Source organism: Micromonospora sp. NPDC049301 (assembly GCF_040678715.1).
Lineage (GTDB): Bacteria > Actinomycetota > Actinomycetes > Mycobacteriales > Micromonosporaceae > Micromonospora.
Map to the genome: position 1 here is coordinate 776,187 of NZ_JBFAQO010000002.1, position 12,859 is coordinate 789,045.

The window sequence follows — 12,859 nt, forward strand, 5'->3', positions numbered from 1 at the left end:
ACGTGGCGTCGTCCGGTCCGACGCCGGAGCGATACGTGCCGGCCACTTGAATCGCGAGCGGGAAGGGCAAAGACCTCTCGGTGGTCACCTTAGGCATTCCGCTGGCGGAGCTCGTCGTCTCTCCGGGCTATTCGTCGCGAAACCCGCCGCTGCCGGGAGCCCTCGGTGAAGAATGGTGGGCCGGGGAGGGTGCTGCGACGAACCCGGGGGACCAGGCGTGCTCGGAACCAGCCTCCTGGGCCGGCTTCGCCGCCGTGACCCGGGGGATGCGGTCCTGCGGCGCGCGGCTCGGCTGACCCTCGTCGCAAGCGTCGTCTTCTACGCCTGCCGTTACGGCGCGGGCAACCCGATGCTCGCCACGTACGGTCTGTTCGGCGTGGTCGCCGCCGGGTCGTTCGCGCAGCTGCCCGGCCCGGCGCACCAGCGGGCGCGGATCCTCGTCACGTCACTGCCGGTGGTCTGGGCCCTCATCGCCGCGGGCACTCTGCTGGCGTGGAGCACCTGGGCGGCGGCCGGCGGGATGCTGGTCATCGGGTTCGTCGTGGCGTTCGCCGGGGTCGGCAATCCGCGTCTGGTGGGGCTGGCCAGTGCGTTTCAGCTCTTCTACATCCTGGCGTCCTTCCCGCCGTACGAGCCGGACACCCTGCCGGAGCGGCTGGTCGGGGTCACGCTCGCCGTCGTGCTGCTCGCCGTGGCCGAGGTGTTCCTCTGGCCCGATCCGGTGCCGATCTCGTACCGGCAACGACTCGCCGCTGCGTCCGACGACGTCGCGGCGTTCCTCGACGCCACGGCGGACGCGCTCACCCGTCCGAACGGTGCTCAAGACGCGCGGCGCGAGCGGGCGTACGACGCGGTGGCCGTGCTGACCTTGGGGCGTACCCCCGCGGCGTGGGCACCGACCGCGGCCAGCGCTCGGGACCGGGCGCTGCGGATCTCGGCGGCAGCGTTGCGGGAGGTGCTGGCCGACGCGGACCGGCTGGCGGCGGACGCGCCACCGGAGCCGATTCCGGATCTGGCGGCGGTGCGGCTGCTGCGCTCCTGCGCCGAGACGACCCGCGCCGCCGGCCGGAGCCTGTCGCCGGGTGCGCCGCCGGTCGACCTCGGCGACCTGGACGCCGCGACCGGGCGGGCCGAGATGGCGTACCCCGCTGGGCAGGACGACCGTCGTGGCGCGCCGGACGTGCCCCGGTTGTGTCGGGACGCGACCGCGCTCGCCCTCGCCGACCAGGTGCGGGTCCTCGCCGTCGGCACGCGGGTGGCCAACGGGTCGCGGCTCGACGGCGAGGACGCCTACTCGGGGCTGTTCGAGTACGCGCGGCACGGCCCCTGGACGCTGTACTGGCGGCAGTTCCGCTCCCACCTGGCGCCCCGCTCCGCCCACCTGCACAGCTCGCTGCGGCTGGCCGTGGCGCTGGCTGTCGCCCGGGTGGCCGCCGGGCTGTTTCAGCTCACCCACGGCTTCTGGGTGCTCCTGGCGACCCTCACCGTCCTGCGTACGTCGGCCGCGGACACCCGCACGGCGCTGCGGCCGGCCGTGCTGGGCACGATCGCCGGTGCCGTCGTCAGTGGTGGGCTGATGCTCGTCGTCCGGGAGCCGATCGTGTACGCCGTCGCGTTGCCGTTCGCCCTGATGCTGGCCTTCGGCGTCGGCGGCCTGCTGGGACCGGTCTGGCAGCAGGCGCTGTTCACCCTGCTGCTGACGTTCGTCTTCGCCCAGCTCGCCCCCGAAGGGTGGCGACTCGCCGAGGCCCGTCTGGTCGACGTCATGCTCGGCGCCGTGATCGGCGTGTTCGCCGGCGTGGCCATGTGGCCGCGCGGCGCCAGCCGTGACCTGCGGCGCAACGCCGCCCGCTACCTGGAGGCCAGCGCGGACGTGGTCGAGCAGACCGTCGAGGCGGTGCTCGGCGGTCCCCCGCCCGATCGTGCTCTGGACCGCGTCCGCAGGAGCACGGTCCTCGTCGACTCGTCCTACTGCCAGTACCACTCGGAGCGGCCGGACCCGCCGAGCCGGCGCGTGAACTGGGACGCCGTCCTGGGTGCCGGACACCGCGCGGTGCCCGCCGCCGAGTCGCTGCTGCGGCGCAACCCACCCGGCTGCCTCGCCGGCTGGCCGGGGGCGGCGGCGTTGCTGCGGGACACCGGAGGTCAACTGCGGTCGGCGTACGACGGCCTCGCCGACGAGGTCGCGCACGGCCGGACGCCGGGCCCGGTGCCCGTCCCGGCTGACTGTGTCGGTGAACTCGACCGGCTCCGCCCTTCGCTCGGCGAGGTCGGCTCACGGTCCTCGATCCGGCATCTGGTGGAGGTCGACCGGTGGCTCGCCGGCCTCGCCCACAGCCTCTCCCGGATCCGACCGCCCGCTGATGGCGAACCGGTCGGTTGAGACCGGAAGTGGTGACGGGGCAGTACGTCCAGCGAGGCACGAACCCCTGTTGTGCAGCTCACGCCACCCGTAGTCGATCTTCAGTGACCAAGTGGCCACTGTCGAAAGCCGGTGAAGATCACCAGACTCCTCTGCGTGACCTACCAACCACCCGAACAGCCTTACCCCGGCCCGCAGCCGCCACCAGCTGGGTACCCCGGCTTCCAGCCCCCGCCCGTCCCTGGCCGGCGCAAGCTGGGCACCTGGGCGATCGTCGGCATCGTTGTGGGCGTTGTCGTGCTGCTCTGCTGCGGCATCGGCGTCGTCGGCGCGATCGTCGGCGGCGACAGCCCTCAGGCAACGCCCTCGGCGTCGGCGCGGGCCGTGGTCGACGGCGCGGCGCCCACCGCCGTCTCCGCGACTCCCGCCGCGCCGGTGACTACGGCCGTTGCGCCGCCATCCGTGGCCCCGACGACGAAGCCGGCGCCTCCGCCCGCACCGGTCACGGTTGTCATGCCGGACCTGGTCGGTTTGAACGCTGCCGTGGCTCAGGACAAGTTGAAGAGGCTCGGCATCACCACCATCAAGCTCGGTAGCGGCGACGAGAACGACACCTTCGTGATCCTGCCGGAGAACTGGACGGTGACGAAGCAGTCCCACAAGAAGGGCGCCAAGGTGGCCCTTGATGAGCTGGTGGTGCTGACCTGCACCAAGCAGGGCTGAATGCGATGAGGCCCCGAACACCCGTGTTCGGTGGTTCGGGGCCTCACGTCGACGCCGGTCGCTCGCAGGTTCGGCCGCCAATTGGCCGTGCCCAAACCGAGTGCTCAGCACGCCGGAGACGCGGCAGTACGCCGATGAGCCTCATACCTCGGTGTCATATCTATACCTCAGAGTCATAACGCTCGTCAGGGACCAGCCCGCCGCGCGCGGCCGACAGTGGCTCGTCGGTGCGCCGCAGGCCGCCGGTCACCGATTGGCCGTGCCCAACCCGGGCCGCCCCGCCTAGCGTCGGTCCCGTGGACATCGAGCAGGCGCAGCAGTTGTGGAAGCCGGAGCCCGGCTGGTTGAACACCGCCTCCTACGGGCTGCCGCCCGAGCCGGCCTGGACGGCGATGCAGGAGGCGCTGGCCGACTGGCGGGTCGGCCGCACGTCCTGGGAGGGCTGGGGAGACTCCGTGAACCGGGCCAGGACCGCGTTCGCCGGTCTGATCGGCGTGCCGGGCGAGGACGTGGCCGTGGGCGCGACCGCCTCGCAGATGCTGGCGCCGGTCGCGGCGGCGCTGCCGGCCGGGTCGACGGTGGTGGTCCCCGAGATCGAGTTCACCTCGAACCTCTTCCCCTGGCTGGTGCAGGCCGAGCGGGGCGTCACCGTGCGCACCGTGCCCGCCGACGGGCTGGCCGACGCCATCGACGCCGACACCGACCTGGTCGCGTTCAGCCTGGTGCAGTCGGCCGACGGCGCTGTCGCGGCGTACGACGAGATCGTGGCCGCGGCCCGCGCGCACGGCGCGTTGGTGGTGGTGGACGCGAGCCAGGCGTGCGGATGGCTGCCGTTCGACGGGAGCCTGGCCGACGTGGTGGTGGTGAGCGGCTACAAGTGGGTGATGGGCCCGCGTGGCTGCGCGTACGGCTACCTGGCCCCCGGGGTGCGCGACCGGCTGCGCCCGGACGCCGCCGGCTGGTACGCCGGCCGCGACCCGCACGCCTCCTACTACGGCCCGCCGCTGCGGCTGGCCGACGACGCCCGCCGGTTCGACATCTCACCGGCCTGGTTCAGCTGGGTCGGCGCGGCGCCCGCCCTGGAGCTGATCGCCGAGATCGGCGTGCCGGCGATCCGGGCGCACGACGTGGCGCTGGCCAACCGGTTCCTGACCGGGCTGGGCCGGCCGCCGGGGGAGAGCGCCATCGTGACCGTCGACGTGCCGGACGCGCAGCAGCGCCTGGCCGCGGCCGGCATCCGGGCGGCGGTGCGCGCGGGCCGGGTCCGGGCCTCCTTCCACGTCTACTCCACCGAGGCCGATGTGGACGCCGCCCTGGACGCGTTGACGGGGTGACCCCGGCTCAGGCCAGGTGACCACCGATCTTGGTGTACCCGCGCAGCAGGTCCCGCGAGATGATCAGCCGCTGCATCTCGTCGGTGCCCTCGAAGATCCGGTACAGCCGGACCTGCCGGTACCAGCGCTCGATGGGCAGCTCACGGGTGTAGCCCATGCCGCCGTGGATCTGGAGCACCCGGTCGACCACCCGGTTGACCATCCCGGCGCCGTAGAGCTTGCCCATCGACGAGGCGTGCCGGGGATCCATGCCCTGGTCGACCGTCCACGCCGACTTCAACACGAGCCAGCGGGCCGCCTCCAGTTCGGTCTCCGAGTCGGCGATCATCCATTGGATGGCCTGGTTGGTGCCGATCTTCGTGCCGAAGGTCTCCCGGGTGTTGGCGTGGTCGATCGCCATCTGGAGCACCCGTTCGGCGATGCCGATGGCGTGCGACGGGATGGTGTAGCGGCCCTTGCCGATCCACTCCATGCCGAGCGTGAAGCCCTGCCCGATCTCGCCGAGGATGTTGCGGTGCGGCACGCGTACGCCGTCGAAGATCAGCGACGCGGGCCCGCCCTCGCCCATGGTCTGGATGAACTCCGAGCGCCAGCCCATCGCCCGGTCCACCAGGAACGCGGTGGCGCCGCCGCTGCGGGCGCCCTTCTCCCGGTCGGTCACCGCCACGACGATGGCGAAGTCGGCGTCGTTGCCGCCGGTGATGAAGGTCTTCTCGCCGTCGAGGATCCAGTCGTCGCCGTCGCGGCGGGCCGACAGCCGGATGTTCGCCGCGTCCGAACCGGCGCCCGGCTCGGTGATCGCGAAGCAGGAGCGCCGCTCACCCTCGATGGTCGGGATGAGGAACTCCCGCTTCTGCTCCTCGGTGGCGTGGAACAGGATGTTGTCCGCCTCGCCGCCGAAGCGGAACGGCACGAACGTGTGGCCCAGCTCGGTCCAGATCAGCGACTGGAGCACGGCCGGCAGGTCCATCCCGCCGTACTCCTCCGGGGTGGCCAGGCCCCAGAAGCCGAACTTGCGCGCCTTGAGTTGCAGCTCACGCACCTCGGAGTGGTCCAGGCCCGGCTGGTGCGCCCGTTCCCGGCGGAGCACCTCCGCCTCCAGCGGCATCACCTCGCGGCGGATGAACGACCGGACGGTGTCCCGTACCGCCCGCTCCTCGTCGGTCAGCGAAAAATCCACGGTGGTCCTCCTGGCGTCGGTGCGGCCGGTCACCCATAAACTAGCGGTGTAAGTTTTGCCGCGTCCAGACCCCCATGGCCGAGACCCGCGAGGAGCGCAGTGCCCCGACCACGCCAGCCCCGGCTCACCCGGCAGCTCATCGTCGAGACCGCCACCGCGGTGATCGACGCCGAGGGCCTGCCGGCCTTCTCCACCCGCCGGCTCGCCGCCGAGCTGGGCGTGCGCGGCCCCTCGCTCTACAACCACTTCGCCACCAAGGACGAGATCCTCGACGCGGTCGCCGACACGGTCACCGGCGCCGTCGACACCGGTGGCTTCGCCAGCCGGGACTGGGCCACCGCGCTGCGCGACTGGGCCTGGTCGTACCGGCGGGCCCTCACCGCGCACCCGAACATCGTGCCGTACCTGGCCCAGGGGCCCGGCCGTCGACCGGCCGCGCTGGCCATGGCGGACGCGGTCTACGGCGGCCTCGTCCGCGCCGGCTGGCCGCCGGCCCGGGCCACCCACATCGGTGCGGCGCTGCGCTACTTCGTGGCCGGGTCGGCACTCGGCTCGTTCGCCCGTGGCTTCGTCGAGGACCCCGAGCTGTACGCCGCGCACTACCCGCACCTGCGCCAGGCGCACCGGCTCGCCGAGCACCAGCAGAGCGTCGATGAGGGCGCGTTCGCCCTCGGCCTGGACGCCCTGCTGCACGGCCTCGCCGCCGAGTACGCCCGCACCGTCGACCCGGTGGAGTCCGCCCGGCCCAGCGGGTAGCTTCAAACTCCCAGCGCTAGTTTCATCGCCCGTCGCCCACCCCCGAAGGGACGCCATGGACCTCGCCGCCGCGCCGTCGCAGCTGCTGCCCGACGCCCTGCGCCTCCGGCGCCACCTGCACATCGCCGGCGCGTGGACCGAACCCACCGACGGCGACGTGATCGCCGTGGAGACCCCGAGCACCGGCGAGCTGATCGGGCAGGTGCCGGCCGGCACCCCGGCCGATGTGGACCGGGCCGTGGCCGCGGCCCGCGCCGCATTCCCCGGCTGGTCGGCCGCCAGCCCCGCCGAGCGCTCCGCCCACCTCGACCGGCTGCACACCGCGCTCGCCGCGCGCGCCGGCGACCTCGCCCGCACCATCGCCGTGGAGATGGGCGCCCCGCTCAAGCTCGCCACCCGGGTGCAGGTCGGGCTGCCGCTGACCGTGCTGCGCGACCACGTCGCGCTCGCCGCCCGCCCACCGGTCGAGGAGACCATCGGCAACTCGCTGGTGATCCGTGAGCCGATCGGCGTGGTCGGCGCGATCACCCCGTGGAACTACCCGCTGCACCAGGTGATGGCGAAACTGGCGCCCGCGCTGGCCGCCGGCTGCACGGTGGTGCTGAAGCCCAGCGAGTTGACCCCGTTGACCGCGTACCTGCTCTTCGACGCGGTCACCGAGGCCGGGCTGCCGCCGGGGGTGCTCAACCTCGTCCCCGGCACCGGCCCGGTGGTCGGCGAGGCGCTCGCCGGGCACCCCGACGTCGACCTGGTCTCGTTCACCGGCTCCACCGCCACCGGCGCGCGGATCATGCGGCTCGCCGCCGACCGGATCGCCCGCGTCGCGCTGGAACTGGGCGGCAAGTCCGCCAACGTGATCCTCCCCGACGCCGACCTGACCACCGCCGTCAAGGTCGGCGTCGGCAACGCGCTGCTCAACTCCGGCCAGACCTGCACCGCGTGGACCCGGATGCTGGTGCACCGCGACCGGTACGCCGAAGCCCTCGACCTGATCGCCGCCGCGGTGGCCGGCTACCGCCTCGGCGACCCGTTCGATCCGGCCACCCGGCTCGGCCCGCTGGTCTCCGCCGTCCAGGCCGAGCGGGTCCGTGGCCACGTCGACCGGGCCCTCGCCGACGGCGCCCGGCTCGTCGCCGGCGGCCCGGACGCCCCGCTGCCGGCCCAGGGGCACTTCGTCGCCCCGACCGTCTTCGCCGACGTGCACCCGGACAGCGCACTCGCCCAGGAGGAGGTCTTCGGCCCGGTGCTCGCCGTCATCCCGTTCGCCGACACCGACGAGGCGGTGGCCATCGCCAACAACTCGAGGTATGGGCTGGCCGGCGCCGTGTGGTCCGCCGACACCGACGCGGCGCTCGCGGTGGCCCGGCGGCTGCGTACCGGCGCGGTCGACATCAACGGTGCGCCGTTCAACCCGCTCGCCCCGTTCGGCGGCTACAAGCAGTCCGGCCTCGGCCGGGAGTTGGGCGTGCACGGGCTGGCCGAGTTCAGCGAGCTGAAGGCGATCCAGCGATGAGCGGCCCCGAGCAGGCCCCGACCGCGCCGGCCCAGGCGGGCCCGGCAGGTCCGACGGCCGCGCCGGTCACCGTCCGCGCGCTGGTCGCGCGGGGGGCCGGCGCCGACCTGCGGGTCGAGCGGGTACGCCTGCCCGCGCCCGGCCCCGGCGAGCTGCGCGTCACGATCCGGGCCGCCGGCGTCTGCCACTCCGACCTGTCCATGGTGAACGGCACCCTCGCCGCGCGGTTCCCACTGGTGCTCGGGCACGAGGCGACCGGCGTGGTGGCCGAGGCCGGGCCGGGCAGTCGGCTGGCCGTCGGCACCCCGGTGGTGCTCAACTGGGCGCCGGCCTGCCGGACCTGCTGGTGGTGCCGGCACGACGAGCCGTGGCTGTGTGCCGCCAACACCGCACCGACCGTCGCGCGCGGCGAGACCGACGACGGCATCCCCCTGCACCTCACCCTCGGCCTCGGCGCGCTCGCCGAGGCGGTCGTGGTGCCGGAGAGCGCCGTCATCCCGATCCCCGCCGGACTGCCCCCCGAGCGGGCCGCCCTGCTCGGCTGCGCGGTGCTCACCGGTGTCGGCGCGGTCGGCAACACCGCCCGGGTCGCGCCCGGCGAGGCGGTCGCGGTGATCGGGCTCGGCGGGGTCGGGCTCGCCGTGCTCACCGCTGCCCGCCGGGCCGGCGCCACGACGATCCTGGCCATCGACGTCGCCGAGGCGAAGCGGGACCTGGCGCTCGCCGCCGGCGCGACCGACTTCCTGCTCTCCGACGACCGGCTCTCCAAGGAGGTGCGGGCACGCACCGAGGGCCGGGGCGTCGACCACGCCTTCGAGTGCGTCGGGCGCGCCGCGACCATCCGGGCCGCGTGGCGGCTCACCCGCCGCGGGGGAGCGGTCACCGTGGTCGGCATGGGCGCCAAGGACGACATGGTCAGCCTCGGCGCGCTGGACATCTTCCACTCCGCTCGTACGCTGCGCTCCTCGGTGTACGGCTCGTCCGACCCGGACCGGGAGGTGCCCGAGCTGGCCCGGGCCGCCCTCGACGGCACGCTGGATCTGTCACCGCTGGTCAGCGGGGTGGTCACCCTCGACGAGGCGCCGGCCGCGTTCGACCGGCTGGCCCGCGGCGAGGGTGCCCGCTGGGTGGTCAGCTTCCCGGACTGAGCCGCGCCGTCTACTTGCCGGTGACGATGCCCGGGTTGATGCAGAGCCCCGGGTTGGCGCCGTTCTTCTCGGCGATCTCCAGGCAGCGGGTCACCTTGTCGACCTTCGCGTTGGTCTCGGTGATCTGCTTGGAGATCTCGGCGTTCTTGCGGTCCTGCTCCAGGTTGCGCGTCTGGGCGAGCTTGTCCTGGAAGGCCCGGATGTTGCCCTCGGTCTTCTCGTCGTGGTTCACCCGCGTGATGGTCACCGAGAGGATGTCGACGTCGGCGGCGAGCCGGCCCTCCGCGCTGGTCTTGATGTTCGTGGCGAACGGCTTCAGGTCGACGTTGAGGTCACCGGTCTGGGCGTCGATCTTCTCGAGGGGGTTGTACGCGGCGAACGCGTCGTTGACCGCGCTGTCGAGCTGCACGCCCACCCGCTGGCCGCGGAAGCTGGTGAAGTCTCCCTTGTAGTCCATGAACTGCTTCGGGGCGTTCTCCGGCTTGACCTGCCACTCGATGAGCACCTCGACACAGGCGTCGGCGAGCGTGCCGGTGCGGACACGTACGCAGTTGTTGCCGCCGATGTGGTCGTACTTCTGCCGGCCCGCGTCCCACTCGCCGACCTTCTGCCAGGGCGCCACCCACTTCAGGCCCGAGCCGGTCACCTCGCCGGTGGGCTTGCCGAAGCTGGTGACGATGCCGACCGAGCGGATCGGCACGGAGTGGGCACTGGAGGCGACTCCGATCACCAGTGTGACGGCGAGGAAGCCGAGCGCCGCGAGGGCGGCCGTCCGCTTCACCGCACTTCGGGGGGCGACGAGCGCCAGGACGGCGCTGACCGCCAGGGCGACGGCGAAGACGATCGCCATGGTGAAGCCGACAGGCATGGGTTGGGGGCCTTTCGCTGGGGTGTGTGGATCATCAAACTAGGGTGCTCGGTCAAGTCGGTGCCGTCGGGAGTGGAGCCCGCACACGTCTCCTGGCGCCTGAATATGGATGCCATCGACATGGCTCGACTCGCGCGACCGGCCGTAGGTTTCCTCCACGCGACGGCCCTGTGACCACGGTCACCGATCGGCCGTCGCCGCGACCCTGCGGAGGATGAGGCGATGGCCGGGCAAGCGCTCCTGTCGGCCCGTGGGCTGACCCGAGACTTCCGGGGCTTCCGGGCGGTCGACGACGTGGATCTCGACGTCGCGCCGGAAAGTGTGCACGCGCTGGTCGGCCCGAACGGCGCCGGCAAGACCACGCTGTTCAACCTGCTCACCGGTTTCCTGCGGCCCAGCGGCGGGCGGATCGAGCTGGCCGGGCGGGACGTCACCGGGCTGCCCCCGGAGCAGGTCGCCCGGCTCGGCGTGGCCCGCTCGTTCCAGATCACCAGTCTCTTCCCGCAGTTGTCCGCCCGCGAGCACGTCGCGCTGGCCCTCCAGTCGTCCAGCGGGCTGGGCTGGCGGTTCTGGCGCTCGGCGAAGCTGATGGGCCGCTACACCGAGCGGGCCGACGAGCTGCTGGCCATGGTGGGGTTGTCCGAGTTGGCGGACGCCCCCTCCGAGGCGCTGGCGTACGGCCGCAAGCGTGCCCTGGAGCTGGCCATCGCCCTGGCGCTGGACCCGAAGGTGCTGCTGCTCGACGAGCCGACCGCCGGGATGGGCCTCGAGGACGTCGACCGCACCGTCGAGCTGATCAGCCGGGTCCGCGAGGGCCGGACCGTGGTGATGGTCGAGCACAACATGAGCGTGGTCGGCCGGCTCGCCGACACCGTCACCGTGCTCCAGGCCGGCAAGGTCCTCGTCGAGGGTCCGTACGAGCAGGTCCGCGCCGACGAGCGTGTGATCACCGCCTACCTGGGAGCCGCTGATGCTGCGCATTGAGAACCTCTCCGCCTGGTACGGCGAGGCGCAGGTGCTGCGGGACGTCAGCCTGGAGGTCGCCGCCGGCGAGGTGGTCACCCTGGTCGGGCGCAACGGCGCCGGCAAGTCCACCCTGCTGCGCTGCGTGATGGGGTTGCACTCCGGCCAGCGCGGCACGGTCGAGCTGGACGGGCGGGACGTCGGGAAGCTGCCGGCGCACCGGCGGGCGCGGCTCGGGTTGGGCTGGGTGCCCGACGACCGGGGCAGCTACGCCACGCTGACCGTCACCGAGAACCTCACCCTGCCGCCCCGGGTCGGCCCCGACCCGTGGTCGCTCGAGCGGGTGTACGAGGCGTTCCCCGCCCTGTACACCCGGCGCGACTCCGCCGCCACGATGCTCTCCGGCGGCGAGCAGCAGATGTTGGCGCTGGCCCGGGTGCTGCGCATGGGCGCCCGGCTGCTGCTCTGCGACGAGCCCACCGAGGGGCTCTCTCCACTGTTGGTGCAGCAGGTCGGTGACCTGCTGCGGGAGGCCAAGCAGCACGGGGTGACCGTGCTGCTGGTCGAGCAGAACCTGCACTTCGCCACCGGCGTCGCCGACCGGCACTACCTGCTGGCCGAGGGACGCGTCGCCGAGGCGATGGACAACTCCGAGGTGCGCTCGCGGGAACGCGAGCTGCTGGCGTACCTCGGGATCTGATTTTTTCCGACAACGACCCGCGCGACGATGCGCGGAATGGATGGAGTGGGCATGCGGAGGACGGTGGGTGTGGCGGCGGCGTCGGCCGCGGTGGTGCTGGTCGCCGGCTGCGGCGGCGGTGGGCCCCAGTCGGGCGGCGACCAGAAGCTGACCGGCGACAAGATCGTGCTGGGCGTGCTCAACGACCAGTCCGGGGCGTACTCGGAGTTGTCCGGCAAGAACTCGGTCACGGCGGTGGAGATGGCCATCGCCGACTTCACCGCGAAGTACGGCGACAAGGCGGTGACCAAGGACATCACCGTGGAGACCGCCGACCACCAGAACAAGCCGGACGTGGCCAACTCCAAGGCCCAGGAGATGTACGACCGCAAGGGCGTCGACCTGATCCTGGACGTGCCCACCTCCTCGGCGGCGCTGAAGGTCGCCGACGTGGCGAAGGAGAAGAAGAAGCTCTACTTCAACATCGGCGCGGCGACCACCGACCTGACCGGCAAGAGCTGCAACAAGTACACCTTCCACTACGCCTACGACACGTACATGCTGGCCAACGGCACCGGGAAGACCACGACCGAGCAGATCGGCAAGAACTGGTACATCCTGTACCCGAACTACGCCTTCGGTCAGGACATGGAGAAGAGCTTCTCGACCGCGATCACGGCGGCCGGCGGGAAGGTCGTCGGCAAGGACGGGGCGCCGTTCCCGAACACCAGCGGCGACTTCTCGACGTTCCTGCTCAAGGCGCCGACGCTGAACCCGAAGCCGGACGTGCTGGGCACCATGCAGGCCGGCGCGGAGCTGGTCAACGTGGTGAAGCAGTACAACGAGTTCAAGCTGCGGGACAAGGGCGTCGGCCTCGCCGTGGGCCTGATGTTCCTCACCGACATCCACTCGCTCACCCCGGCCGCGCTGGCCGGCACCACGTACACCGACGCCTGGTACTGGAACTTCGACGCCAAGAACCGGGAGTTCGCCGACCGGTTCCAGCAGAAGGCCGGCACCCGGCCGACGTTCGCGCACGCGGCCAACTACTCCGCCGCGTTGCAGTACCTGGAGGCGGTGCAGGCCGCCGGCACCGACGACGCCGACGCCGTCGTCAAGGGCCTGGAGGGCAAGACGGTCGAGGACGTCTTCCTGCGCAACGGCAAGATCCGCGCCGAGGACCACCGGGTGGTGCACGACGCGTACCTGGCCCAGGTGAAGCCGCAGTCCGAGGTGACCGAGCCGTGGGACTACGTCAAGGTCCTCAAGACGATCCCCGCCGCGGAGGCGTTCCGCGCACCGTCGGCGGACTGCAAACTGTGAGTGCGAGGAG

General features: G+C 72.4%; 11 protein-coding genes. 9 read left to right on the plus strand and 2 right to left on the minus strand.

Features of this window, described 5'->3' with window-relative positions:
* Positions 1-217 precede the first annotated feature (217 nt).
* The 3 genes from AB0K07_RS09775 (at position 218) to AB0K07_RS09785 (ending at position 4,419) form a co-directional block, all read left to right on the plus strand.
* A complete protein-coding gene (locus tag AB0K07_RS09775) occupies positions 218-2,383 on the plus strand; it encodes an FUSC family protein (protein ID WP_363752635.1) in 2,166 nt (721 codons plus the stop codon).
* Between the two features lie 276 nt (positions 2,384-2,659).
* Complete coding sequence (locus tag AB0K07_RS09780) at positions 2,660-3,085, plus strand: PASTA domain-containing protein (RefSeq protein ID WP_363752638.1); 426 nt, start codon at positions 2,660-2,662, stop codon at positions 3,083-3,085.
* A 296-nt stretch (positions 3,086-3,381) separates the two neighbouring features.
* Positions 3,382-4,419, plus strand: coding sequence for an aminotransferase class V-fold PLP-dependent enzyme (locus AB0K07_RS09785; RefSeq protein ID WP_363752641.1), 1,038 nt, complete (start codon positions 3,382-3,384; stop codon positions 4,417-4,419).
* A 7-nt stretch (positions 4,420-4,426) separates the two neighbouring features.
* On the opposite strand, the gene AB0K07_RS09790 is transcribed toward AB0K07_RS09785, so the two are convergent.
* On the minus strand, positions 4,427-5,599 hold the full coding sequence (locus tag AB0K07_RS09790) for an acyl-CoA dehydrogenase family protein (RefSeq protein ID WP_363752643.1): 1,173 nt from the start codon (positions 5,597-5,599) through the stop codon (positions 4,427-4,429).
* A 99-nt stretch (positions 5,600-5,698) separates the two neighbouring features.
* Here AB0K07_RS09790 and AB0K07_RS09795 point away from each other — a divergent pair, with 99 nt between their 5' ends.
* Genes AB0K07_RS09795 through AB0K07_RS09805 form a run of 3 tightly spaced genes read left to right on the plus strand, consistent with a single transcriptional unit; the run spans position 5,699 to position 9,016 of the window.
* Positions 5,699-6,355 carry a TetR/AcrR family transcriptional regulator C-terminal domain-containing protein gene (locus AB0K07_RS09795; protein ID WP_363752645.1) on the plus strand — a complete coding sequence of 219 codons (657 nt, stop codon included), beginning with the start codon at positions 5,699-5,701 and terminating at the stop codon, positions 6,353-6,355.
* Positions 6,356-6,410: 55 nt separating this feature from the next.
* Entirely contained in the window at positions 6,411-7,868 is a 1,458-nt protein-coding gene (locus AB0K07_RS09800) for an aldehyde dehydrogenase family protein (RefSeq protein WP_363752647.1), read from the plus strand.
* A complete protein-coding gene (locus AB0K07_RS09805; protein WP_363752649.1) occupies positions 7,865-9,016 on the plus strand; it encodes a zinc-binding dehydrogenase in 1,152 nt (383 codons plus the stop codon). Before AB0K07_RS09800 ends, AB0K07_RS09805 begins: the two co-directional genes overlap by 4 nt.
* Positions 9,017-9,026: 10 nt before the next feature.
* Here AB0K07_RS09805 and AB0K07_RS09810 read toward each other — a convergent pair whose 3' ends face one another.
* Positions 9,027-9,884: an SPFH domain-containing protein gene (locus tag AB0K07_RS09810; protein ID WP_363752651.1), complete on the minus strand. Its 858-nt coding sequence runs from the start codon at positions 9,882-9,884 to the stop codon at positions 9,027-9,029.
* A 222-nt stretch (positions 9,885-10,106) separates the two neighbouring features.
* Between AB0K07_RS09810 and AB0K07_RS09815 the strand changes: the two genes are divergently transcribed.
* The 3 genes from AB0K07_RS09815 to AB0K07_RS09825 are packed head-to-tail and all read left to right on the plus strand — an operon-like array spanning position 10,107 to position 12,849.
* Positions 10,107-10,868 carry an ABC transporter ATP-binding protein gene (locus AB0K07_RS09815; protein WP_363752653.1) on the plus strand — a complete coding sequence of 254 codons (762 nt, stop codon included), beginning with the start codon at positions 10,107-10,109 and terminating at the stop codon, positions 10,866-10,868.
* Positions 10,855-11,547, plus strand: coding sequence for an ABC transporter ATP-binding protein (locus tag AB0K07_RS09820; protein ID WP_363752655.1), 693 nt, complete (start codon positions 10,855-10,857; stop codon positions 11,545-11,547). The genes AB0K07_RS09815 and AB0K07_RS09820 overlap by 14 nt, the downstream gene beginning before the upstream one ends.
* A gap of 51 nt (positions 11,548-11,598) precedes the next feature.
* Positions 11,599-12,849 (plus strand): ABC transporter substrate-binding protein, encoded by a 1,251-nt coding sequence (locus AB0K07_RS09825; protein ID WP_199723396.1) that lies wholly within the window; start codon positions 11,599-11,601, stop codon positions 12,847-12,849.
* Positions 12,850-12,859 lie beyond the last annotated feature (10 nt).